Annotated in this window: 24 protein-coding genes and 3 pseudogenes; 20 read left to right on the top strand and 7 right to left on the bottom strand. The window is 57.8% G+C overall.

The window, feature by feature from the left end; translation table 11 throughout:
- Positions 1–264 precede the first annotated feature (264 nt).
- Entirely contained in the window at positions 265–579 is a 315-nt protein-coding gene (locus tag EMQ_RS10810; RefSeq protein WP_231367950.1) for a hypothetical protein, read from the bottom strand.
- Positions 580–1,072: 493 nt separating this feature from the next.
- Here EMQ_RS10810 and EMQ_RS10805 point away from each other — a divergent pair, with 493 nt between their 5' ends.
- The 5 genes and pseudogenes from EMQ_RS10805 to EMQ_RS10785 all read left to right on the top strand — a co-directional run.
- A complete protein-coding gene (locus EMQ_RS10805; protein ID WP_026200073.1) occupies positions 1,073–1,426 on the top strand; it encodes an ArsR/SmtB family transcription factor in 354 nt (117 codons plus the stop codon).
- Positions 1,423–1,845 carry an arsenate reductase (glutaredoxin) gene (gene arsC / locus EMQ_RS10800; RefSeq protein ID WP_018308017.1) on the top strand — a complete coding sequence of 141 codons (423 nt, stop codon included), beginning with the start codon at positions 1,423–1,425 and terminating at the stop codon, positions 1,843–1,845. The genes EMQ_RS10805 and arsC overlap by 4 nt, the downstream gene beginning before the upstream one ends.
- Positions 1,845–3,140 carry an arsenic transporter gene (locus tag EMQ_RS10795; RefSeq protein WP_018308018.1) on the top strand — a complete coding sequence of 432 codons (1,296 nt, stop codon included), beginning with the start codon at positions 1,845–1,847 and terminating at the stop codon, positions 3,138–3,140. Before arsC ends, EMQ_RS10795 begins: the two co-directional genes overlap by 1 nt.
- Positions 3,141–3,163: 23 nt before the next feature.
- The gene (gene arsH, locus EMQ_RS10790) at positions 3,164–3,862 is read left to right on the top strand and encodes an arsenical resistance protein ArsH (RefSeq protein WP_026200074.1); all 699 of its coding nucleotides are present in this window, start codon (positions 3,164–3,166) and stop codon (positions 3,860–3,862) included.
- An 8-nt stretch (positions 3,863–3,870) separates the two neighbouring features.
- A pseudogene (locus EMQ_RS10785) lies at positions 3,871–4,038 on the top strand (NAD(P)-binding protein); the annotation flags it as partial.
- Positions 4,039–4,322: 284 nt separating this feature from the next.
- Here the strand turns inward: EMQ_RS10785 and EMQ_RS10780 are convergent.
- Entirely contained in the window at positions 4,323–4,556 is a 234-nt protein-coding gene (locus EMQ_RS10780) for a transposase (protein WP_132012101.1), read from the bottom strand.
- 233 nt (positions 4,557–4,789) lie between these two features.
- Here EMQ_RS10780 and EMQ_RS10775 point away from each other — a divergent pair, with 233 nt between their 5' ends.
- Complete coding sequence (locus EMQ_RS10775; protein WP_010668348.1) at positions 4,790–6,049, top strand: 3-phosphoshikimate 1-carboxyvinyltransferase; 1,260 nt, start codon at positions 4,790–4,792, stop codon at positions 6,047–6,049.
- 197 nt (positions 6,050–6,246) lie between these two features.
- Here the strand turns inward: EMQ_RS10775 and EMQ_RS10770 are convergent, their stop codons facing one another.
- Together EMQ_RS10770 and EMQ_RS10765 are read right to left on the bottom strand one after the other, a co-directional pair.
- Positions 6,247–6,894 (bottom strand): helix-turn-helix transcriptional regulator, encoded by a 648-nt coding sequence (locus tag EMQ_RS10770; protein ID WP_010668034.1) that lies wholly within the window; start codon positions 6,892–6,894, stop codon positions 6,247–6,249.
- The gene (locus tag EMQ_RS10765) at positions 6,891–7,106 is read right to left on the bottom strand and encodes a hypothetical protein (protein WP_010668033.1); all 216 of its coding nucleotides are present in this window, start codon (positions 7,104–7,106) and stop codon (positions 6,891–6,893) included. The genes EMQ_RS10770 and EMQ_RS10765 overlap by 4 nt, the downstream gene beginning before the upstream one ends.
- Positions 7,107–7,232: 126 nt before the next feature.
- Between EMQ_RS10765 and ahcY the strand changes: the two genes are divergently transcribed.
- The 4 genes and pseudogenes from ahcY to EMQ_RS17180 all read left to right on the top strand — a co-directional run.
- Positions 7,233–8,534: an adenosylhomocysteinase gene (gene ahcY / locus EMQ_RS10760; RefSeq protein ID WP_010668032.1), complete on the top strand. Its 1,302-nt coding sequence runs from the start codon at positions 7,233–7,235 to the stop codon at positions 8,532–8,534.
- A 75-nt stretch (positions 8,535–8,609) separates the two neighbouring features.
- Entirely contained in the window at positions 8,610–9,008 is a 399-nt protein-coding gene (locus EMQ_RS10755) for a DUF3597 domain-containing protein (RefSeq protein WP_010668031.1), read from the top strand.
- Between the two features lie 83 nt (positions 9,009–9,091).
- Positions 9,092–9,303: pseudogene (locus EMQ_RS17395) on the top strand (transposase); the annotation flags it as partial.
- A 22-nt stretch (positions 9,304–9,325) separates the two neighbouring features.
- Positions 9,326–9,633, top strand: a pseudogene (locus EMQ_RS17180) (transposase); the annotation flags it as partial.
- A 7-nt stretch (positions 9,634–9,640) separates the two neighbouring features.
- Here EMQ_RS17180 and EMQ_RS10745 read toward each other — a convergent pair.
- Positions 9,641–10,843: a glycosyltransferase family 4 protein gene (locus EMQ_RS10745; RefSeq protein ID WP_010668181.1), complete on the bottom strand. Its 1,203-nt coding sequence runs from the start codon at positions 10,841–10,843 to the stop codon at positions 9,641–9,643.
- Between the two features lie 63 nt (positions 10,844–10,906).
- Here EMQ_RS10745 and EMQ_RS10740 point away from each other — a divergent pair, with 63 nt between their 5' ends.
- From EMQ_RS10740 to thrS, 3 genes are all read left to right on the top strand, one after another.
- Positions 10,907–11,881: a tetratricopeptide repeat protein gene (locus EMQ_RS10740; RefSeq protein ID WP_231367951.1), complete on the top strand. Its 975-nt coding sequence runs from the start codon at positions 10,907–10,909 to the stop codon at positions 11,879–11,881.
- Positions 11,882–11,930: 49 nt separating this feature from the next.
- Complete coding sequence (locus tag EMQ_RS10735; protein ID WP_010668183.1) at positions 11,931–12,848, top strand: glycosyltransferase family 9 protein; 918 nt, start codon at positions 11,931–11,933, stop codon at positions 12,846–12,848.
- 77 nt (positions 12,849–12,925) lie between these two features.
- Entirely contained in the window at positions 12,926–14,854 is a 1,929-nt protein-coding gene (gene thrS, locus EMQ_RS10730) for a threonine--tRNA ligase (protein ID WP_010668184.1), read from the top strand.
- 93 nt (positions 14,855–14,947) lie between these two features.
- Here the strand turns inward: thrS and EMQ_RS10725 are convergent, their stop codons facing one another.
- Entirely contained in the window at positions 14,948–15,460 is a 513-nt protein-coding gene (locus EMQ_RS10725; protein ID WP_010668185.1) for an Rrf2 family transcriptional regulator, read from the bottom strand.
- A 364-nt stretch (positions 15,461–15,824) separates the two neighbouring features.
- On the opposite strand from EMQ_RS10725, the gene EMQ_RS10720 reads away from it, so the two are divergent.
- The 6 genes from EMQ_RS10720 (at position 15,825) to rimI (ending at position 20,432) form a co-directional block, all read left to right on the top strand.
- Positions 15,825–16,757, top strand: coding sequence for an ABC transporter substrate-binding protein (locus EMQ_RS10720; RefSeq protein ID WP_010668186.1), 933 nt, complete (start codon positions 15,825–15,827; stop codon positions 16,755–16,757).
- Positions 16,754–17,770, top strand: a complete 1,017-nt coding sequence (locus tag EMQ_RS10715) for a FecCD family ABC transporter permease (RefSeq protein WP_010668187.1) — start codon at positions 16,754–16,756, stop codon at positions 17,768–17,770. Before EMQ_RS10720 ends, EMQ_RS10715 begins: the two co-directional genes overlap by 4 nt.
- Positions 17,767–18,477 carry an ABC transporter ATP-binding protein gene (locus EMQ_RS10710; protein ID WP_010668188.1) on the top strand — a complete coding sequence of 237 codons (711 nt, stop codon included), beginning with the start codon at positions 17,767–17,769 and terminating at the stop codon, positions 18,475–18,477. Before EMQ_RS10715 ends, EMQ_RS10710 begins: the two co-directional genes overlap by 4 nt.
- A 217-nt stretch (positions 18,478–18,694) precedes the next feature.
- Complete coding sequence (locus EMQ_RS10705; protein WP_010668922.1) at positions 18,695–19,276, top strand: malonic semialdehyde reductase; 582 nt, start codon at positions 18,695–18,697, stop codon at positions 19,274–19,276.
- Entirely contained in the window at positions 19,273–19,977 is a 705-nt protein-coding gene (tsaB, locus tag EMQ_RS10700) for a tRNA (adenosine(37)-N6)-threonylcarbamoyltransferase complex dimerization subunit type 1 TsaB (RefSeq protein ID WP_231367952.1), read from the top strand. Before EMQ_RS10705 ends, tsaB begins: the two co-directional genes overlap by 4 nt.
- Positions 19,974–20,432 (top strand): ribosomal protein S18-alanine N-acetyltransferase, encoded by a 459-nt coding sequence (gene rimI, locus EMQ_RS10695; RefSeq protein ID WP_010668924.1) that lies wholly within the window; start codon positions 19,974–19,976, stop codon positions 20,430–20,432. Before tsaB ends, rimI begins: the two co-directional genes overlap by 4 nt.
- Before the next feature lie 14 nt (positions 20,433–20,446).
- Here rimI and ung read toward each other — a convergent pair whose 3' ends face one another.
- Complete coding sequence (ung, locus tag EMQ_RS10690; protein ID WP_010668925.1) at positions 20,447–21,148, bottom strand: uracil-DNA glycosylase; 702 nt, start codon at positions 21,146–21,148, stop codon at positions 20,447–20,449.
- A gap of 593 nt (positions 21,149–21,741) precedes the next feature.
- On the opposite strand from ung, the gene thiC reads away from it, so the two are divergent.
- The gene (thiC, locus tag EMQ_RS10685) at positions 21,742–23,580 is read left to right on the top strand and encodes a phosphomethylpyrimidine synthase ThiC (RefSeq protein WP_018308025.1); all 1,839 of its coding nucleotides are present in this window, start codon (positions 21,742–21,744) and stop codon (positions 23,578–23,580) included.
- Positions 23,581–23,604 lie beyond the last annotated feature (24 nt).

Here is a 23,604-nt window from a genome sequence, read left to right as displayed (position 1 = left end):
TATTTTAAAAACACATTTTCAATTTCAATACTGAAATTAAACTACTCTTATCGTCACACGGATACTGTCAATACATCCGTTTGAAATACATTTTCTATTAGAAAAAAAGCTCAGAATATTAAAAATGCGATTACAGCACTCAAAATGCCGCAATCGCATTAAAAACAAAACCCGTCATCCCAGAAAGAGCACAATCAACTCTGACGCCATCATAGAGGATCAAAATTCACATCATTACTCTTCTGACTTGAGCAGGCAGACGTTTTAGAGGCTGAAGCCCAGGAAGCTGAGGCCATACTGGCCAGTTGCCGCCGTGTTGCTCAGATGAGATACGCGGGATTCCGTTCCACCAAGCAGGTAACCAGCTGAAGAAATAGCGTCCGTACCATCCTGAATGATGCTATCAACAACGCCTGTAACCGGGCCCAAGCCAACATTATGAAGAAGCGAACCGAAAACATTAGTCTGGTCCTGCAACGTGTTGATGCCGTTAGCAACAGAAATCAACGCGTTACCCAGACCACCCAGAAGGCCGCCACCAGAAATTTCATTCATTTCTTCAGCGCTTAGTGTTCTCATGACAGATTGCCTCAACAGTTACCTCAGGAAGAATTGTAGAAAAGATACACTTCTTCTACAGAAAATATATTTAGCATCAACTTGCTATCTGGTCAACTATATTCAATTAAATAGATATAATTATTGTGTTTTTAACACACACACCCACATAAACACGCAATTATTATGCATCTTTATTGGATTATCGAGATATATTTATTACAAACGCACTATCCACAACCAAAGCATGCATGTTTTCCGAGCTTGCCCAGGCTCAGGACCAGTTAATTTATTGAAGTGAGCGAGACATAGCGATTCACAGACTTACCGATGGAGGCAAGACTGTGTGACGTGTTTTTACTGTCCGAGCACCAAATACGACTGATGCGCTCATACCTTCATGTCAGCAATCCATATCGCAGCACCCCTTCACCTTCTGGCTCAAAGGATGAAGCCTGACCAAGCCGAAACCGAGAGGGTTGACATCATTTCATATATCCATGATCGTCGATTTATGGATACACAATCCGCCCTCGCCACTTTGAGTGCCCTGTCCCAGTCCACACGACTGGATATCTTCCGCCTGCTAGTGCGTCATGAGCCGGACGGACTACCCGCAGGAGACGTCGCACGCCATCTGGATATGCCGCAGAACACGATCTCGACCCATCTCGCCACCCTGACCCGCGCCGGTCTGCTGACCTCGCAGCGCCACAGCCGGCTGATTGTCTATCGCGCCTGTCTTCCACGCCTGCGCGACCTGATGCTCTTCCTCGTCAGGGACTGCTGTGAGGGCAGCCCCGAGCTCTGCGCGCCCCTGATCGCGAACCTGTCCTCCTGCTGCCCGTCTCCGGAATCCTGCTCATGACCATCACGATCTACCACAATCCGACCTGCGGCACGTCGCGCAACGTGCTGGCACTAATCCGCAACAGCGGCGAGGAGCCTCGCATTATCGAGTATCTGAAAACGCCTCCCAGCCGTGCGGAACTGGTCGATCTGATTGCCCGTATGGGCGTTCCGGTGCGCTCGGTCCTGCGGGAAAAGGGCACGCCCTTTCACGAACTTGGCCTCGATGATCCGGTCCTGAGCGATGACGCACTGATCGACGCCATGATCGCACATCCGATCCTGATGAACCGCCCGATCGTCGTCACCCCGCTGGGTGCGGCACTCTGCCGTCCGTCTGAGGCGGTTCTGGACATCCTGCCCAACCCGCAGAGAGGCGCTTTCGTCAAAGAGGACGGCGAGAAGATCGTCGATGAATCCGGAAAGCGGATCGTCTGATGCTGGCGCTTCTGATTTTCGTTGTCACGCTGGTTTTTGTCATCTGGCAGCCTCGGGGGCTGGGTATCGGCTGGAGTGCCATGGCAGGCGCCGCCGTGGCCCTGGCGGCTGGCGTGATCCACTGGCACGACATTCCTGTCGTCTGGCACATCGTCTGGGACGCAACCTTTACCTTTATCGCGCTGATCGTCATCTCGCTGTTGCTGGATGAGGCCGGATTCTTCCATTGGGCCGCCCTGCACGTTGTGCGCTGGGGCAAAGGGCGAGGCCGGACGCTATTCCCGCTGATCGTGGTCTTGGGAGCAGCCATTGCGGCTGTGTTCGCCAATGACGGCGCGGCCCTGCTGCTGACGCCCATCGTCATCGCCATCCTCACGCAGCTTCGCCTCAGTCCTGCTGCGGCGCTGGCCTTTATTATCGCCACTGGCTTCGTCGCGGATACCACCAGCCTGCCGCTGGTCATCTCCAATCTGGTGAACATCGTCAGCGCCAATTTCTTTGGTATTGCGTTCGATCGCTATGCTGCGGTCATGGTGCCGGTCGATCTGGTCGCACTTGGTGCAACGCTGGCGGTCCTGTGGCTGTGGTATCGGCGGCAGGTGCCTGCGACCTATCCCGTCGCCGAACTGCCCGCACCTGCCACGGCCATTCGTGACCCTCATGTATTCCGGGCGGCATTTCCACTGCTGGCCCTGGTTCTGGCGGCCTATTTCCTGACGGCGCCGTTTCATATCCCGGTCTGTGTCGTGGCCTGCCTGGCCGCCGGAATCCTGTTGCTCGTCGCCGGATATGGTCGGGTCATCCCTGTTCGCAAGGTGCTGCGGGGCGCCCCGTGGCAGATCGTGATCTTCTCCCTGGGCATGTATCTGGTGGTCTACGGGCTGCGCAATGCTGGGCTGACTGACTACCTTGCGACCGCACTGGTCTGGCTCGGTCATCAAGGGACGTTCACGGCCACCATCGGCACCGGCTTTCTAGCGGCTGTTCTGTCGTCCATCATGAACAATATGCCGAGTGTGCTGGTCGGGGCGCTGGCGATCCAACAGGCTCACGACCTCACCCCGCTGACCCATGACCTGATGATCTATGCCAACATCATCGGCTGCGACCTCGGGCCGAAATTCACGCCGATCGGCAGTCTCGCGACACTGCTCTGGCTGCATGTGCTGGCGTCCAAGAACCATCGGGTCACGTGGGGGCAATATATGAAGGTGGGTCTGGTGATCACACCTCCCGTCCTGCTGGTCACACTCCTGGCACTGGCCCTGTGGCTGCCTCTAATCAGCCACCCGTAATGCATGAATGGACCGATATCACAATGACCGAACCTGACTTGCCGGCCCTCCACCCCGAATATCTTGAACCGGTCGATCTCGCGCGGCTGGAACCGCAACCGCGTGTGGACCATCCGCCGCGTATCCTTCTGCTCTATGGCTCTTTACGCCCCCGATCCTTCAGCCGGTTGCTGGTGCTTGAGGCAGAACGCATCCTGAAGGTGCTGGGGGCCGAGACACGGGTGTTCGACCCGACCGGCCTGCCGGTAGCGGATTCCGTGCCCGCAAGTCATTCGAAGGTGCGGGAACTGCGGGAACTCTCGATCTGGTCTGAAGGCCAGGTCTGGTGCAGCCCCGAACGGCACGGCAACATTACCGCCGTATTCAAGAACCAGATCGACTGGCTGCCGCTCTCCGAAGGGGCGGTCCGCCCGACACAGGGCCGCACGCTGGCTGTCATGCAGGTATCAGGCGGATCGCAGAGCTTCAATTCCGTCAATGCCCTACGGGTGCTGGGCCGGTGGATGCGGATGTTCACCGTCCCCAATCAGTCCAGCGTGCCGATGGCCTATACCCAGTTCGGTGACGATGACCGGATGAAGCCATCCCCCCTCTATGACCGGATGGTAGATGTCATGGAAGAGCTTATGAAGTTCACATGGCTGCTGCGCGACCGGGCCGACTACCTCGTTGATCGCTACAGCGAACGCAAGGCGGAATTCCGTCTCCCGGAAAGTCTGTGAGCCGGGCAATGGCGGAACAGTTCGATGTTGTGATCGTGGGAGGCGGTCAGGCGGCCCTCGCCGCGTCGTATTTTCTACGACGGACCGGACTGCGTTACGTCATTCTTGATAACGGGACGCAGGCGGGTGGTGCATGGGTGCATGGCTGGGACTCCCTGCATCTGCCCTCGCCCGCGTTCGTAGGACGTGTCGTCAGTTAATTCCAATAATGTTTCTGTACAAACCCTGCCGGCGATGAGGGCCTTGGGATCGACTCCATCCAGAAGCGGCTCTGCTTCATTGATATGACTCTCTGCCCGGGGAGCAGGGAAAGAGCCATAGCCTTTCCCGTGACATCGATTATGGAGTGGATTCTGGTGGTCAGATCACCTTTTTGTCCGTCCGATATCGCGGGGAAAAGCCCCTTTTTGAGCAAAGACGCTGCCGTTCTGTGCGCTTTGAGATGTGTCGCATCAATCTATTAGGCGGTGTGATCTGCCTGCTTTGTCTGGGCGACGAAAATCCTGTCAAAGACACCGAGACGGCTCCAGCAAATGAAACGATTGTATAAAGTCTTGTGCGTACCATACGCTTTCGGGGCGTCTTTCCACTGAAGACCGTTACGGATGACGTAAACAATCCCGCCCAGAACACGGCGGTCATCCACGCACGGAACTCCATGCGCCAGTGGGAAAAATAGCCTGATCAGATCCATCTGACGCTCAGAAAGCAAAAACGCGTCACTCGCAGACTTCTCCTCCTCGATCAGCCTGTGAATCACAACAACTCGCTCAGCTCAATGAATTAACAGGGCCTGAGTCTAGATCACTCTGAGTCAGACTGCGTTCTGACAGTGCCTCTCTCCTGCTGCGGTGCATTTGAGCCCCCCATCAGACAGAACGCTCCTTGTGTGTTAAACACCCCTGTCAGCTACAGGGCAGAGGTCTCATGGTCGCCGTTTCCGCACTCCGCATCGTTCCACCCGCAGGCCCATTGAATGGCCAGATCGAGTTGCCGGGATCAAAATCCATCACCAACCGTGCGCTTCTGCTTGCGGCTCTGGCTAACGGACAAAGCCATCTGACCGGCGCGCTCAAAAGCGACGATACGCTGTATATGGCAGCAGCACTGCGCCTGATGGGTGTCAGTGTCGAAGAGCCGACAGACACCAGCTTTGTTGTGAAGGGAAACGGCACATTCGCCGCACCTTCCGAACCGCTGTTTCTCGGCAACGCCGGAACCGCAGTCCGTTTTCTGACTGCTGCCGCGCCCTATGTAAAAGGCACAGTCGTTCTGGACGGCAACGCCCATATGCAGAAGCGTCCGATTGCGCCGCTGATCACAGCCCTGTCCTCTCTGGGCGTCACCATTTCTGCCCCGACCGGCTGCCCTCCGGTGACAGTAGAAGGCACGGGACATCTTTCCGGCGGAAAGGTTACAATCGATGCTGGTCTTTCCAGCCAGTATATCTCGGCCATCCTGATGGCTGCCGGCCGCGCCGATGCGCCAACCGATGTCGTGCTGGAAGGAAGCAGCCTCGACGCCCGTGGCTATGTTGATCTTACTGTCGCGGCGATGAAAGCTTTTGGTGGCAAGGTTGAGCCGCAAGGAGAAATGAGCTGGCATGTCACGCCGTCGCCTTACAAGGCAACGGATTTCCGGATTGAACCGGACGCCTCCGCCGCCACCTATCTCTGGGCTGCCGCTGCCCTGACCGGCGGAAAGATTGATGTGGGGCTCGCGCCAGAATCCTTTTCTCAGCCGGACGCAAAAGCTTTCAACATGATCTCGCTTTTTCCGCACATGCCTGCGGAAATCGATGGGTCACAGATGCAGGACGCCATCCCCACTCTGGCCGTGCTTGCAGCGTTCAACGCCACACCTGTGCGCTTCGTCGGTATCCGCAATCTGCGGGTCAAGGAATGCGACCGCATCTCAGCGCTTTCCACCGAACTCAACCGGATTAAAGCTGGTCTGGCACGGGAAGACGGAGACGACCTGATTGTAAACAGTGATCCCGCCCTGACAGGACAATTGCTTCCAGCACGGATCGAAACCTATTCCGATCACCGTATCGCCATGGCGTTCGCACTGGCAGGCCTGAAGATCGACGGCATCACCATTCTGGATCCTGCCTGCGTGGGCAAGACCTATCCCGGATACTGGGATGCGTTGAGCAGCCTTGGTGTCTCTCTGATCAATGAGTGACACCGACTGATCTTCAGTTCTCCGTTGTCAGCACACTCCAGAGCTTTGCCCCGAACCCCACAAAGGGACGCAGTTCCTTTGATCCCGACCTGTTGGAATAAAGGTTGGGGACTCTTCAAGTATAGGGAAGAGTCCAGCACCCATCTGCTTTAACAGATCATGATCAAGGAAACCGGGTCGCTCCGCCAAAACATCTTTCACAATGTGGCTGCTGTCACCCTGTGAGCCGGAGAAGCCGTCGGAATGGTGAGATCTTCTCCACTGAGTGTGGTCACCCTCCATCCGTTCTCCGTACCCTGATCCGCAATGGCAATGACGGGAGAGGGCGCGCAGAAAATCACCCGATCACCTGTGTGAATCACGCTCGCCGGAGTGACCAGCAGCAGACTGCCCTGTCGGAAAGACGGCTCATAGACGGCGCTATCCAACCGGATGGCGTAGTCATGCGGTCCGGCGTCTGCAAACGGGGAATTTGCCTCTGCCCATAGATGCGGGACAGGCAGATGGGCGCGATCAAACAGTTCAGCTGTCCCAAGCCGGGAAAATTCGACAACCTTTATCCGTCCGGTCAGCGACCTGCGTTCCGGCCCCTCCTGTCCGCGCTTCGTCTCTCCGGCCAGATAATCGGCGAAATCATGCCACGACATGCTGGCGGCCCGCAGCAACGCCAGCATGGTCTCCATGCGGGGCAGACGAACCCGCCCATCGGCCATATGACGTTTCGACGGATTGAGCGCCGTAGGATCCAGTCCGGCAGCACGCGCCAGTCCGGAAGGCGTGAGGCCTTTTTCAAAGGCAAGCCGGTCGATGGCGTCCCATATCTGCTCTGGCCGGTCTGCCCTCATGTCTGCTTCAGAACCTCGACGCGATGGCGCGCCTCACCATCCTGCGTGATGTGAAAGCGGTCGTCTTCTCCGACGCAGGCCAGTCCCTTGCGTGTCAGCCGTTCAAGACAGGGCTCATCTTTCAGCCCGTGCGACCGTCCATGACTGCCGGAAAGACTGAGGCGATGCAGCGCCGACCGGCAGCAGGTTTCAAGGTAGGGTTCATTCCACATAAGGCGACTGTCCGTAATCCGCCCGGATTGCGCAACCGCCAATCCACCCTCTCTTGCACGCTTCTGTTGGCATGACAGCCGTTCAGCCTGTATAGGGGGCCTGCTTTTCTTAGAACAGGACGTCACATGAGCGCAGAATTCACCGACTACAAGGTCAAGGACATTTCCCTCGCAGAGTGGGGCCGCAAGGAAATCTCTCTTGCCGAGGACGAAATGCCCGGCCTGATGGCGCTTCGCAAGGAATATGGCGCAAGCCAGCCGCTCAAGGGCGCGCGTATCGCCGGCTGCCTGCACATGACGATCCAGACCGCCGTGCTGATCGAGACGCTGACTGCTCTCGGCGCGACTGTCCGCTGGTCGTCCTGCAACATCTTCTCGACTCAGGATCACGCCGCAGCCGCCATCGCAGCCGCTGGTATTCCGGTCTTCGCCTGGAAAGGCCTGAACGACGAAGAGTTCGACTGGTGCATCGAGCAGACCATCAAGGGACCGGACGGCTGGACGCCGAACATGATCCTCGACGATGGCGGCGATCTCACCGTCATGATGCACGACAAGTTCCCTGAGCTGCTGAAAGACGTGCGCGGCCTGTCCGAAGAGACGACCACGGGTGTTCACCGTCTGTGGAAGATGCAGAAGGAAGGCACGCTCAAGGTTCCGGCGATCAACGTCAACGACAGCGTGACCAAGTCCAAATTCGACAACCTGTATGGCTGCCGTGAGAGCCTCGTCGACGCGATCCGTCGTGGCACCGACGTGATGATGGCCGGCAAGGTTGCCGTCGTTGCCGGTTATGGCGATGTGGGCAAGGGTTCCGCTGCGTCCCTCCGCAACGCCGGCTGCCGCGTGCTCGTGACTGAAATCGACCCGATCTGCGCCCTGCAGGCGGCGATGGAAGGCTACGAGGTCGTGACGATGGAAGACGCCGCTCCGCGTGGCGACATCTTCGTGACGGCGACGGGCAACGAAGGCGTGATCCGTCTCGAGCACATGCGCGAGATGAAGCACCGCGCCATCGTCTGCAACATCGGTCACTTTGACTCCGAAATCGAAGTCGGTGCGCTGCGCAACTTCAAATGGGACAACATCAAGCCGCAGGTGGACGAAGTCATCTTCTCCAACGGCAAGAGTGTGATCCTGCTGTCCGAAGGCCGTCTGGTGAACCTTGGTAACGCCACAGGTCATCCGTCCTTCGTGATGTCGGCGTCCTTCACCAACCAGACGCTCGCCCAGATCGAGCTGTGGACGGCGAAGCCGGGTCAGTATGAAGCGAAGGTCTACACGCTGCCAAAGCAGCTGGATGAAAAGGTCGCTGCCCTTCATCTGGCCAAAGTTGGCGCGCATCTTTCGAAACTGAGTCAGGCGCAGGCCGATTATATCGGTGTGCCGGTCAACGGTCCCTTCAAGCACGAAGAATACCGTTACTGATTGGCCTGAGTGGTCCCTTCCAGCCGGACGGGATCACTCACTACGTCATACGCAACCCAGAGAGGGAGTTCTCTCATGAGCATTTTCGGTAAGATCGTCTCCGCCATTTTCGGCCATGCCGAGGCTGCAACGCCTTCCGCAACTGCACAGACGGCCACAGCCGCTACTCCTGCAGCTGGGACTGCCAGCGCCAGCGCTCCGGCGTCAGCAGCTCCTGCTGCGCCTGTTGATGTCGATGCGGTCCTGACAGCTCTGGCGGCGAAGTCCAGCCAGCAGCTGAACTGGAAAGAGTCGATCGTTGATCTGCTCAAGCTGCTCGGTCTGGACAGCTCCCTTGACGCCCGCAAGCAACTGGCGACAGAGCTGAAATATACAGGCGACCAGAACGACTCGGCCACCATGAATGTGTGGCTGATCAAGGAAGTCCGCCAGAAACTGGCGGAAAACGGTGGCAAAGTGCCTGCTGGTCTCTGATTTTTTCAGAAATGCGGCAAGTTAGGCTCAGAACCTGTTAATTCATTGAACTGAGCGAGACGTCGTGATTCACAGGCCTGCCGATGGAGAGTGGGTCTGTGAGTGACGCGTTTTTACTGTCCGGGCGTCAGAAGGAACGGATCAGGCCGTTTTCCCTCTGGCTCACGGGGTTCCCCGTGTGGATGACTGTCGTATTCTGAGCGGGATTGTTTACGTGATCCGTAACAGTCTTCCGTGGAAAGACGCACCGAAAGCCGATACCCCTCACAAGACCTTGTACAACCGGTTTATCCGGTGAAGCCACCTCGGTTCTTTGAATCGACAAAACCGGTCACTCCGCCTGCCTGCGTGGTCGCGCCTTACGCGGGGAACGCTGTCAGGTCGGTGTGCCAGCCACACAACCACTGGAAGGCTACGACGTTTACCGGGGGCCTGCGCCAGACAGGCATGACCGCGTCCTTCGTGCATGATGGTCCAATGAAACAGCATGGTCTTTCAGGTCTCCGTCGAACAGGTTCCCGTAACGACACAGAAACCGGGCGATATTGTCGTGATGGACAAGCTTCCGGCTCATAAGCGCCAGGCGGCACAAAAGGCTATTGAGCGGGCAGAAGGCAAAGCTCTGAAGTCCGCTACTCTCCGACGCCCCGTTCCACAAAACGACCGGCCAGCTCTCCACCCAGTACTTCATCGTAAACCGCCAGCGTCGCCTGCTGCATGGACCGCGTCGTATAGTGCTCCAGCACGTTGCGCCGGGCAGCATGACCCAACGCCATACGCTCTTCATCCGTCGCTTCCAGCGTGGCGGCGATCATTTCCGCAAGAACACGCGCATCTCCGGGTGGAAACAGCAGGCCGGTTTCACCATGCCGGACCGTCTCCACAGCCGCACCATGCGCCGCGACAATGACCGGCCGCGCCATCGCCTGCGCCTCAACCACCACACGCCCGAACGGCTCTGGCCGCAGGGACGGCACGACCACCATTTCCGACAGGGCGAGAGCTGCCGGCATGTCCGTGCAATGCCCTCCGAACCGCACATGCGGTGTCAGACCGAGTTCGACAACACGTGATTTGAGCTGAGCCGGAAAACCCGATTTCTCCGGAGTCTCTCCCGCGAAAACGCAGACCCACGGACGCGTCGTCCACCGTTCCCGGATCATGATGGAAAGTGCCTCCAGAAGCAGCCCCTGCCCTTTCCACTCCGTCAGCCGGGCTGGCATGAGAATGATCGCAGCCCCATCATCCTCGATGTTCCATGAATTCAGAACAGCACTGACACGATCCCCGCGCACGTTTTCCGGATCGAACTGCACCGTATCCGCCCCCCGAGGGATGATGCGAAGACGATCTTCTCCGACCTCATATTCCCGCCTCAGACGGTCCGCGATGAACTGGCTGATGGCAATGACACGGTCGCCTGCCGCCAGCACGGCGTTATAGGCCTTCTTGCCCCGGAAGCTTGCGTTATGAACCCCGTGCCATGTGGTGATGAAAGGAACCTTGCGCGACCGGCAGGCCAGCTTCGCCGCCCACGCAGGCGCGCGCGAGCGGGCATGGACCAGGCTGACCTTTTCCTTCCTGATAATCGCCTTGAGTTTCCGTGCATTCCGCAGAATGGCGAAGGGCGACTTCCTACCGAGTTCCAGCGGAATATGGCGACCACCATAGTAAGCGATCATCGGGGCCAGCCGCCCTTCCGCACTGGCGACGAGCGGTATCCCGCCAGCCTGCGCGATGGCCTGCACCATCTCCACGGTGCCACGTTCCACACCGCCCGCATCAAGAGCAGGCAGAACCTGGAGAATGACTGGCCTACGAGTTAACGCATTCATAATTTTCGCGGATAGCACGGACCAGCCGATCCCGCACCTTGTTGTCTCTTTTTTCGTTCAGTCTTGACCACAGCGCCCTCCCTGCCCTCAATGGTCGCCATGACTGGTCCGGCCCCTTCCCCATCTCGGGTTTCCGAACTTTCCCCTTCGCTTCACATGGAGACGGGACAGCGAAAAACCGCCCTGCTTCCGGGCAGTCCTGCGGCAACAACCCTCATGCTGCTTGCCTCCCTGACAACCGGCCCCTGTACTCTCCACGCAGCCTCCGCCCCACTCCCTCCATTTGTTTTGTCCGACTGCCTCGCGCTGCTGGATGATGATCCCTCGGATGTGAATGACTATGTGTCCAGCCACACGGTTACAGGCAATGAACGGGCGATCGGACATTGCCGGGCGATTGCGGACGTCATGACCGGAGACGCCCTCGCCGGAGCGGAACGGCTTGATCAGCTGGCGCATGAAACAGCCAGGCACGAGGTGGGTGCGGATGATGATTCCACGGAGGAACGGGCCAATGTCGCGGCCGATGCCGCCCGTGCCTGGTTTGCCGCCGCCATGCCCGGCAAAGCGGCCGAAGCCGCAGGATACGGACTGACACTGACACCGGAGTCCATCGCTCTGCGCCTGCTGAAAGACAAGGCGCTTCTCCAGATGGATCAACCGCAGACCGTCATCCGGGATCTGACGCCGCTCGCCAACAACCCGATCCTTGCGGCGGAAACGCACAGGCTGAAAGCCATGGCGGAACTCCAGACCGGAGCTCTCACGCAGGCGAAAACCGACATTGAGCAGTCTCTGACGCTGGAGCCTGACGACACAACCTCCCTGCTTGAGCGCGGCATCATCCGCCAGCGCCTGAACGACCCGGAGGGTGCGCGCGCCGACTGGGAAAAAGTCGTGTCGCTTGAGCCGGACTCCCACGAGGCCGATCTGGCGCGTCAGGACCTGACAGTGCTCGCCTCCGACCCCGATGCGCTTCCGCCGAGTGACGTGACCGTACACGCCGCTGTAGCCTCTCCCGTTCCAAGGACACACTGATACGCCTCGCTACTGGCGCGAAAGGGCAGGGCAGGGCAATCTGCCGCCCATGACGCGCATTCTTGTCATCCGCCTCAGCGCCCTTGGCGATTTCGTGCAGAGTTTTCCTGCCTTCGCCGCCATCCGCGCCCATCACCCGGATGCCTCCATCACCCTGCTGACAACAGCGCCGTTCTGCGCGCTGGCCGAAGCCAGCCCGTGGTTCGATCAGATCGAGATCGATACACGTCCGAAAATCACTGACTTACGGGGTATGAAACGGCTCCGGCAGCAGTTGAGTGGGTATGACCGGATCTATGATCTTCAGACCTCGGGCCGGTCGAGCGGATATCGCCGTCTGGCCGGAAAGGCTGACTGGTCCGGCATCAGAGGCAGTGGCTCTCTTTCGCACACCAATCCCAGCCGCACCCTCATGCACACCCGCACCCGTCAGCGCGACCAGCTCCGGGTGGCTGGAATGGCAGAGGTGCCGGAGGTGGCTAACCTTGGCTGGCTTACCTCACAGGGCTCCCGGTTCACCGAACAACTCCGCACGCCCTATGCCGTCATCGTGCCCGGGGCGGCACCCCATCGTCCGGGCAAGAGATGGGCGGCGGAGCACTATGGCGCGCTTGCCGCTCATCTTGCGGCCACGGGACTGACGCCAGTTGTCATCGGCAGCGGTGCGGACACGCCTCTGGCGGCCGTCATTCAGTCAGTCTGCCCCGAGGCCGTTGACCTGACAGGAAAGACCTCCATCCTTGATCTGGGCGGCATCTGTGCCGGAGCCACCATCGCCATCGGCAATGATACCGGTCCGATGCATCTTGCCGCCGCCGTTGGCTGTCGGTGTCTGGTGCTGTTTTCAGCGGAGAGTGATCCCGGCCTCACAGCCCCCATCGGGCGGTTCGCCGAGCAGGTTCATGTGCTTCGGGTGCACGATATGGCAACTCTTTCCGTGGATAGGGTTGTCTCCGCCCTCGGCTGACGCCATTAAAGTCGGCCTTTCCCATAAGGACGTCCATCCCGGTCGTCCGTCCCATTCAATGCCTGGAGCATCCATCCATGCCTGCCATCACCCTGCCAGACGGTTCCGTTCGCCAGTTTGACGGAACGGTGACGGGCACGGACATTGCCGCGTCCATCGGTCCCGGTCTCGCCAAAGCGGCGATCGCCATCGAAGTGGACGGTCAGCTCCGCGACATGGGTCGCCCCGTCGAACAGGACGCTTCCATCCGCTTCGTCACCCGCAAGGATACGGAAGCGCTGGAAATGATCCGCCATGACGCCGCGCATGTGCTGGCGGAAGCGGTGCAGTCGCTGTTTCCCGGCACGCAGGTCACCATCGGCCCGTCGATCGAGAACGGCTTTTATTATGATTTCTACCGCAACGAGCCGTTCAAGCCGGAGGATTTCCCGGCCATCGAGCAGCGGATGCACGAGATCATCAAGGCCAACGCGTCTTTCACCCGCGAGACATGGCCGCGTGATGAAGCGATCAAGTTCTTCGAGGATCGTGGCGAGCGCTTCAAGGCCGAACTGATCCGCGACCTGCCGGGCGACGAGGAAATCTCGATCTACCGTCAGGGCGAGTGGCTCGACCTCTGCCGTGGTCCGCATCTGCGCAGCACCGGCGATGTCGGCAACGCCTTCAAGCTGATGAAGGTGGCCGGAGCCTACTGGCGTGGCGATCATCGCAACCCGATGCTGACCCGTATCTACGGCACCGCATGGCGCGACAAGAAAGAGCTGGAAGCGCATCTGCACCAGCTTGAGGAAGCGGAACGTCGTGACCATCGTCGCATCGGCAAGGAGATGGACCTCTTCCACATTCAGGAAGAGGCGGTCGGTCAGGTCTTCTGGCACGCCAAGGGCTGGCGTCTCTACACGGCGCTTCAGGATTACATGCGCCGTGCCCAGACCCGCGCCGGATACGAGGAAGTGCGCACGCCACAGCTCGTGGATCGCGCCCTGTGGGAAGCCTCAGGCCACTGGGACAAATATCGCCACCACATGTTCATCGCCACCGTCGAGGATGAGGACAAGACCCTCGCGCTCAAGCCGATGAACTGCCCCTGCCATGTGCAGATCTTCCGTCACGGCCTCCGGTCCTATCGTGAACTGCCGCTGCGTATGGCCGAGTTCGGCGCATGCCACCGTTATGAACCGTCCGGCTCGCTCCATGGCATCATGCGCGTGCGTGGCTTCACTCAGGACGATGCTCACATCTTCTGCACCGAAGACCAGATTGCGGATGAGACCGTACGTTTCGTGGCGATGTTGACGGAGGTCTACAAGGATCTCGGCTTCGAGCATTTCCGCATCAAGTTCTCGGACCGTCCGGAGCAGCGCTCCGGTTCCGACGAAGTCTGGGACAAGTCCGAAGCCGCGCTCAAGCGAGCCTGTGAAATTGCTGGCGTCGAGTATGAATACAATCCGGGTGAGGGCGCGTTCTACGGTCCGAAGCTGGAGTTTGTGCTGCGTGACGCCATCGGTCGTGACTGGCAGTGTGGCACGCTTCAGGTCGATCTCGTCCTGCCAGAGCGTTTGGATGCGAACTACATCGGCGAGGACAGTGCCCGCCACCGTCCGGTCATGCTGCACCGCGCCATTCTTGGTTCGTTCGAGCGCTTCATCGGTATTCTGATCGAGCAGCATGCGGGCAAGTTCCCGCTGTGGCTCGCGCCGATGCAGGTTGTCGTGGCCAGCATTGTCAGTGACGCAGCACCTTACGCCGAAGAGGTTGTCGCCCGCCTGCGCAAGGCCGGTCTCACGGTCGAGTCTGACACCCGTGCGGACAAGATCAACGCCAAGATCCGCGAGCACAGCGTCGCTCGTGTGCCGGTCATTCTGGTAGTGGGACGCAAGGAAGCTGAAGCCGGAACGGTGGCGATGCGTCGTCTCGGCGGTGCGGATCAGGAAATGCTGACGCTGGATGAGGCCGTCACGCGCCTGTCCGAAGAAGCGAAGGCTCCGGACATTCGTCGGGGCTGAAATCTGTTCCATTGAAAAAGGCTCCGGAGAGAAATCCCCGGAGCCTTTTTCCTGATCTTTATGACCACAACAGCATGGTGAGAAAAGCAGGTCTCACGATGCTACAGTTGGCACACTATGACTGACTTCCCTGCTCTCATCCTGTTTCAAAAGCCGTGACCGGGGACTGTTGGCGATACCGAGCATCTGTTTCTGCTCATCGAAAATCAGATCAGAAAGCCGAGTGTCATCAAGAACCGCCATGAAAGCCTTCAGGGCAGCATTAACCACATCCCGAAAGCGGCTTTGTGGCAGAAGGCGACCGGGTTCTTCCGAAAGCCGTCCCTTTTTGGAACTCGGAACATTATCCAGTCCCTCTTCTGTGACGCGAACAACATCGCCTACACAGATCTGGCTTGCATCACGAGCCAGCCGGATACCACCGTTACGACCCCGAACCGTTTCAATGAAACCTTGTTGGCCAAGTTTGTGAACGATCTTGACCAGATGATTTTCAGAGATTCCGTAAGTCGTTGCAATTTCCCGAATGGAAGCAAGACGATCCGTTGTCCAGGTAAGAAAAATAAGCGCTCTCAGCGCATAGTCCGTATGCAAAGTCAGACGCATGCCGCCACAGATCCGTTTCAGAAGCTGGTATTACACTCCGAGCCTCAAAAGCCCGTCAGGCTAATCTAACGAAAAAGAAACAAAAGGGTTCCACGGAAAAGGGCACTGAAATTGCTGAATTGTAACCAGTCCTTGCTAGTATCTAAAAATTAACGATTCATGGAGCCACACCGCTCCTCGACGTTCATGCGTTTCCTGTCTATATCCGAATGAAACGAGACCCGGCACGGGTTCCAGAATCCGACAGATGAGGAAATCAAGTGTGTCCAGATATTTTCTAAGGAAAATAAAGATATGTGCTCTGGTCGCAACTGTCTGTACACTGCCTGTTTCCGCCTTGGCCGATACAAAAACATTGCAGGATATGACTGGTGTGGTCAGCGAATTACCCGTCAGACCCACTCATATTGCAGATCTCTGGTATGCGCATAACGAACTGCTTGTCATGCTCGGCGGCGCATCTGCCATTACCATGACGGTAGAACGGGAGAGCATGTCTCCCTGGATGTATCGTCTGGCGCCAGCCCTCCGTGCCGCAACCCAGCTCCCCGCAACCACACCGACTGCTGAAACCCTGTTGGCAGGTCACGTAGATCTGGTGTTTGCCACACCATCCCTTTCGGGCGTGGACAGTTATCGGAAAACCGGCATCCCCACGGTCGGTGTGGAGTTCCACGACACGGCGGGATTGCTGCGCTGCCTTGATCTGACCGCCACCATTCTCGGTACAGATCATGCACAGGAGGTTACGCGGGATTACCGCACCTATCTTGAAGAAACAGAGAAAACTCTGGCAACCCGACTGGCGGACATCCCCGAGGCATCCCGCCCCCGTGTGCTGCACATCCTTTCCGTATCACCCATGAAGGTTGATGGCGCAGGCACGATGATTGACGAATGGATCCGTCTGGCCGGCGGCCGGAATGCGGCGGAGGAGATCAAGGGATCAAAACGTCCCATTTCTCTGGAACAGATTGCGGCCTGGAATCCTGATATCATTATTCTGGGTGGAATGAGCGGAGATGCCGAGCCCAAAACCGATGGACCGGTTTGGAAGGAACTAAAAGCTGTAAAAAATGGAAAGGTTTATCGCAATCCCGTTGGTGCCTTTCCGTGGGATCGTTACGGAACCGAATTCGCGCTTCAGATCCAGTGGGCGGCGACCGTTATTCACCCGGAACTGTTTCACGACACGGACATGGTGGAGATTACGCGGGCTTTCTATCGTCGCTTCTTCTCATATGATCTGACACAGGATGAAGCCCGACGCATTCTGGCGACCCAGCCACCGGCATGAAGGGAGCAGCCACCCTCGCAACGACATTCGTCCTTCTTCTGGTCGTTGCCACAGCTTCGCTCTGTATCGGTCGTTACCCCATACCGTTTCATGAGCTTTCAGATTTCTTTCTGTCGTCTTTCAACACCGCAGACGCCACCTGCCACAGTGTCGCCTGCTCCATTCTGGCGCATATTCGCCTGCCGCGACTGGGTGCCGCTCTCCTGACTGGAGCGGCGCTCTCGGTCTCGGGCGCTTCCTATCAGGCCGTTTTCCGCAATCCTCTTGTCTCTCCGGGCATTCTTGGCGCGCTTAGCGGCGCAGGGTTTGGAGCGGCTCTGGGCATCATCCTGAATGTCCCGCAATGGATGATCGGTGCGTCCGCCTTTGCCGGCTCAACACTGGCTGTCGTGCTGGGAACCGGTATCGCCCGTCTGTCAGGCGACAGTTCGGTCCTGATGCTGATTTTCGGCGGCCTCGTCAGTAACGCTCTTTTCACGGCCCTGCTGTCGATCCTCAAATATCTCGCTGATCCGGACAGCCAGCTTCCCGATATCGTGTTCTGGCTTCTGGGAACACTGTCCCGTGTTACGCCGGAAACCCTGTCTCTCGTCACAATTCCCATGATCTGCGCAATGGCTGTCCTGTGCATCATGGGACGGTATCTGGATGCACTCAGCATGGGCGATGACGAAGCTCGCAGTCTCGGCGTGCCTGTACGTCTCGTGCGAAATCTGGTTGTGACGCTGGCGACGCTACTCTGTGCGCTGACCGTCTCCATGACCGGCATCATCGGCTGGGTCGGGCTGGTCATCCCGCATATCGCCCGGTTGCTGGTTGGTCCCGGCAACCGCCTCGTGCTGCCGATGAGCGCCCTGACCGGCGCGATCTTCCTGACCTTTTCCGATGACCTTGCCCGCAACCTGTCCGCGGCGGAAATCCCGGTGGGCATCATGACCGAACTGTCCGGCGTGATCCTGTTTCTGCTGTTGCTTCCGCGTGTAAAAACCAGTCTGCGGGGTAACTGGCGATGACCTTGGAGGCGCAGCATCTTACATGCAGGCGGGATCATCGTCTGGTGCTGGACGATGTGTCTTTCACGATCGGAGATGGCGTCCTTGCCTGCCTGCTCGGTCCGAACGGGGCAGGGAAGACAACCCTGCTGCGCGCCGTCCTTGGCCTGGAGAAAGTGAAAGGGAAGGTGCTTCTGAACGGGGAAGACCTATCCACCCTGTCGCCCCGCGAAACGGCTCGTCGCATCGCCTATGTGCCACAGACCCATTCCGTCGCCTTTGCCTACTCGGTCGAGGAGATGGTCGCCATGGGACGTCTGTCTCACGCCCGCTTCGGCCTTCTTTCCGGCAAGGATGATCAGGAAGTGGTCACACACGCCCTGCATCTCATGAACATCGCCCATCTTGCTGACCGGGCCTACGCGCAGCTTTCGGGGGGAGAGCAGCAGGCGGTGCTGATTGCCCGGGCTCTGGCGCAGGGTGGGCGGACGCTATTACTCGATGAACCGGCATCTGCCCTCGATTTCGGGCAGCAGAAACGGCTCTGGACCCAGCTGCGTGAACTGGCTGGAACCGGCTACACCATTCTGTGCACCACGCATGATCCGATCAGGGCTCGTGATATTTTTGACGAGGCGCTGCTGATGCGCAGTGGCAGGCTGATGGAGTGTGGATCACTGTTGGACGTGCTGACGGATGAAAAGATCGAGGCGCTTTACGCGTCCTGATCAGATGAAAGTTTTTGGTGAAGCTTTTTCCAAAAAGCTTCGGTTGATGTCACCTTTTTGGAAAAAGGCGACGCCCAAAAACTTTGATTTTCATCCGGGTTTTCTGGATGCCGTTACTGAATGACCGCTGTGAAAACTCTCCGAAAGAAACTCGTCACTGGAAACACACTCCACACAACGGTATTCACACAGGCAGAAAGTGGTGAGGAAAGCCGTTATGTCGCTTGATGAGAGTGCTCTGGACCATCTGTTTCGCACGGCGCGGACACCGGAGAAATGGACCGACCAGCCCATTCCGGAAGACACGCTCCGGGCGCTGTATGACCTTGTGAAGACGGGTCCGACGTCCGGCAACAGTTCTCCTGCGCGTTTTGTCTTTCTCACCAGTCAGGACGCAAAAGAACGGCTGAAACAGGCGCTCTCACAGGGCAATATCGAGAAGGCCATGACGGCTCCTGTGGTAGCGATTGTGGGATACGATCCCCTTTTCTTCGAATATTTCTCCCGCCTCGGCTGTGACCCTGATCTGCGCACATGGTTTGCGTCCGATGTAGGACTCTCGGAAGAAACCGCCTTTAGGAACAGTTCGCTGGAAGGCGCCTATCTGATCATGGCGGCACGCTCTCTGGGTCTGGATGCTCTCCCCATGTCCGGCTTCGACGCGTCGATCGTCGAAGACACGTTTCTGGCCGGAGAAGGTTGGCGGGCAAACTTCCTCGTCTGCCTTGGTTATGGCGAGCCAGTTGAGACGCCGCGTGCGCCACGCCTGCCTTTCGACGAAGCGTGCCGCATCCTGTGACCGCCATTCACCGCATTGTCGTGCTTGATGCCGCTCCAGCGACTGTGCAGGCACGTGTGGCCTGCGTGTTGCAGGATGCGAGCGGGTTTCACGTCCTTTCCGCCCGCACCCAAGCCGGACATGATGGCATCGGCAACATGGCCTGCCTTCTGGACGAGATTCTGAAAGAGGCACAATGGGATCGGCCCGACCTTGTCGTCGTCGTGATTGGTCCCGGCTCGTTCACCGGTTTGAGGACGTCCTGCTCTCTCGCTGCCGGTCTGGCGTTTGGATATGATTGCCCGGTCGTCGGTGTGACACGGGGCGAGGCGCTGGCCGACGCGCTTTCCGCTTATGTCACACAGCACAATCTTGATGGCTGGCTCTGTGTGACGGCGGCAAGAAGCGGTCGCTGGTTTGTCGAAAGCGCTGCTCCGGACAGTCTGACCTCAGGTTCGGTCGTTGCTGTCAGACAGGCCGACTGGGACGCTCCATCAGGACATTGGCTGATTGCAGGAGATGTTGTTGATGACGTGCTCCTGAAAGCTCCAGGCTCTCTCAAAGCGTTTCCAATCCCGGGAGAGGCGGGCATGCAGGAAATCGCAAGAGCGGGTCTGAACCGGTTACAGGGACATATCGCGCCACGCCCGGCGCTTCCCCTGTATGTCGATCCACCGGAAGCCAAGCTGCCCGCAGCAGGCCTACGCGCAAGGCCTCAATGACTTCGGTGTCTGATCCAGTTATTTCTGAAAGTGGCACAGCTTTTTCGCCTGTTCTAGCAGCACTTCATGCAAGTGCGTTTGAAGGAGCCGCACGCTGGTCGGAAAGTGCGTTTACAGAGTTGTTTGCTACGCCCGGCACACGAGCGTTTCTCGCATCCATACAGGAAGCTCCCGTTGGCTTTATCCTGATCAGAGCTGTTCTGGATGAAGCCGAAATCCTGACTCTGGCAGTCTCTCCAGAATGGAGACGGCGTGGCATCGCCAGAAAACTGCTTGAAAGGGTTGAGCACGAATTAAAAAAGAAGCAGATTACAAAGCTGTTTCTGGAAGTTTCTACAAAAAACACATCAGCAGAAGCGCTGTATACAAAAGCTGGCTTTGTCAAAGCTGGCACGCGCAAACGCTATTATGAGGACGGCTCGGACGCCGTCGTCATGGTGCGCGATATGTCCTGATCAAGACAAAACCCTCAATCGTCTTCAGGTTCATCAGGCAGACGCCAGTCAATCGGTTTCAATCCATGCTCTTCCAGAAAAGCATTGGCTTTTGAAAAATAACGATTTCCGAAAAATCCTGTATGTGCCGAAAGCGGTGATGGATGGGATGCCTTCAGTACCAGATGGCGTGAACTATCGACAAATGCCGCTTTTTTCTGTGCATAACTACCCCATAATATAAAAACGACTGGTGTTTTCTGCTCATTGACGCAGGCAATAACCGCATCGGTAAACCGCTCCCAACCATGCCGCTGATGAGACGCTGCACGCCCCTGCTCCACCGTCAGCACACTGTTGAGAAGCAGGACACCCTGTTTGGCCCAGGATGTCAGATTGCCATGATGAGCCGGGGGGATACCCAGATCACTCAGCATTTCCTTATAGATGTTGTTCAAAGACGGTGGAATCCGAACGCCTTTCCGCACGCTGAAGCACAAACCGTGCGCCTGCCCCGCGCCGTGATATGGGTCCTGACCAAGAATGACGACCTTGACAGAGCCTAAAGGCGTCAGATTAAGCGCACGGAACCACTCCGGACCGCGCGGAAAGATCATCTTTCCGGCCTTCTTTTCTTCCTGAAGAAACGCCTTGAGATCCTTCATGTAAGGAGAATCAAACTCTTTCTGCAGCGCGACACGCCAGCTTTCGTCCAGTTTGATACCTGCCTGTGCCATGAACCGCGCTTCCTTTCTCTGATCGGCAAGAGCTCTCTTCGCGTCAGGGTGCCAGACAATCAGGAGAATTTACAGGCTCTCCCAATCAATGCCCTGCTTCATCCGTTGTTGATGCAGAAGCATGTCCCGGCTTCCGCACGTATCTTCCGTGCTGTCCTGATTGGGAAAGAGCTGCGTGATGCCTGAGAGGCGGCGCTGCCTTCGAAGATAGTCAAAGCGGGATTCTGGCGCTGTTATCCATTTCGCTGACCGTGAAAGACAGCGTGTATGCATAAACCAAGTATTGCACTCAAGACAGACACATCACGTTTCTGACATTCACCGTGGCCAATCAAACCACTGATTGACAGTGAGTCACGTTTGTTGCCTCATAGCGCTTACCAAGGGGGGTTCCGCTCAAGGAACTGAGAGGCTGCATGTCCCATAAAGGACGGCGTAGCGACCCTGCCAGCGCTTATATCAGCGTTGGGGAACCTGATCCGGTTAGTACCGGCGGAGGGACTGGTCTGGTCGCGAGCAGCGCCGTGCGCCCCATACCCACGGTAGACCCATCCGGCTCGACCCGTTCTTCGCAAACACGCGAGGACGTCGTCATGAACCACATTACGCCCAAAGGCGCAGACACCAAGGCTCCAGCACCGGGGCATGTCACAACAGGCCCCGTCTGGGGCTCAAGAAAAATCTATTCAAGCCCGGAAAATCATCCTGAAATCCGCGTTCCCTTCCGGGAAATCGCTCTCGATCCGTCAGCGAACGAAGCACCGTTACAGCTTTACGATACCTCCGGCCCTTATACAGACACCGACATCAGCATCGATGTGGCCAAGGGACTCCCAAAAGTCCGTTCGGAATGGCTGGCGAAGCGCGGCTTCAGCAAGGCGACTCCCCGCACGGTAAAGCCGGAGGATAATGGCGGAGCGACCGGCGATAACCTCGTCGATCCATGCCCTGCGCCGCATACGGTTCTCGAAGCAGGCGATGCCCAGCACGTCACGCAATATGAGTTCGCCCGCGCCGGGATCATCACCGAGGAGATGATCTATGTTGCACACCGCGAAAATCTCGGCCGCCTGAAGGCTGCTGAAGGCGCGGCTGCACGACGGGCCGATGGCGAGGATTTCGATGCCGCCATTCCCGAGTTTGTCACTCCAGAGTTCGTGCGTGACGAGATCGCCCGTGGGCGCGCCATCATCCCGGCCAACATCAACCATCCTGAGCTTGAGCCGGTCATCATCGGTCGCAACTTCCTTGTGAAGGTGAACGCCAATATCGGCAATTCCGCTGTCACATCTTCCGCCGCCGAAGAAGTGGAAAAGCTGGTCTGGTCGATCCGCTGGGGTGCGGACACGGTGATGGATCTTTCGACGGGTCGGAATATCCACAACATCCGTGACTGGATCCTGCGCAACGCCCCCACGCCAATCGGTACCGTCCCACTCTATCAGGCGCTTGAGAAAGTCGGCGGTGATGTCAGCAAGCTTTCATGGGAAGTGTTCCGCGATACGCTGATCGAGCAGGCAGAGCAGGGCGTCGATTACTTCACCATCCATGCAGGCGTGCGGCTTGCCCATATTCCGCTGACCGCCGAGCGTGTCACCGGCATCGTTTCACGTGGCGGCTCGATCATGGCGAGCTGGTGCCTGATGGAACACCGCGAGAGCTTCCTCTACGAGCATTTCGAGGACATCTGCGACATCATGCGCAAGTATGACGTCTCGTTCTCGCTCGGAGATGGCTTGCGCCCCGGTTCCATTTCCGACGCCAATGACGCCGCGCAATTCGCCGAACTGGAAACGCTGGGTGAACTGACCAAGATCGCCTGGGCAAAAGGCTGTCAGGTAATGATCGAAGGTCCCGGCCATGTGCCGATGCACAAGATCAAGGCCAACATGGACAAGCAGCTGAAGGAATGCCACGAGGCTCCCTTTTACACGCTTGGCCCGTTAACGACAGATATCGCGCCGGGTTACGATCACATCACGTCCGCCATTGGCGCCGCGATGATCGGCTGGTTCGGCACGGCAATGCTTTGCTACGTCACGCCAAAAGAGCATCTCGGACTGCCCAACCGTGATGATGTGAAAGTTGGTGTGATTACCTATCGACTTGCAGCCCATGCAGCCGATCTTGCCAAGGGTCATCCATCCGCAAAACTGCGTGACGATGCTCTGAGCCGGGCGCGTTTCTCATTCCGTTGGGAAGACCAGTTCAAGCTGTCGCTCGATCCGGATACAGCCCGCGCCTATCATGATGAGACACTACCGAAAGACGCGCACAAGACAGCGCATTTCTGCTCAATGTGTGGTCCGAAGTTCTGCTCGATGCGGATCTCGCAGGATATCCGGGACGATGCCCAGCGTATTGCCGGAATGGAAGAAAAGAGCCGAGAATTCCGTGAGGCTGGCGGGAAGGTTTACGTGCCTGCTGAGTAAAAAGAAGTATCTTTAATGTTTCGG

Origin of the sequence: Acetobacter aceti NBRC 14818 (assembly GCF_000193495.2) — a bacterium.
Classification (GTDB): Bacteria; Pseudomonadota; Alphaproteobacteria; order Acetobacterales; family Acetobacteraceae; genus Acetobacter; species Acetobacter aceti.
The sequence above is the reverse complement of the archived record's forward strand: the minus strand, read 5'-3'. Positions and strand labels throughout refer to the sequence as shown.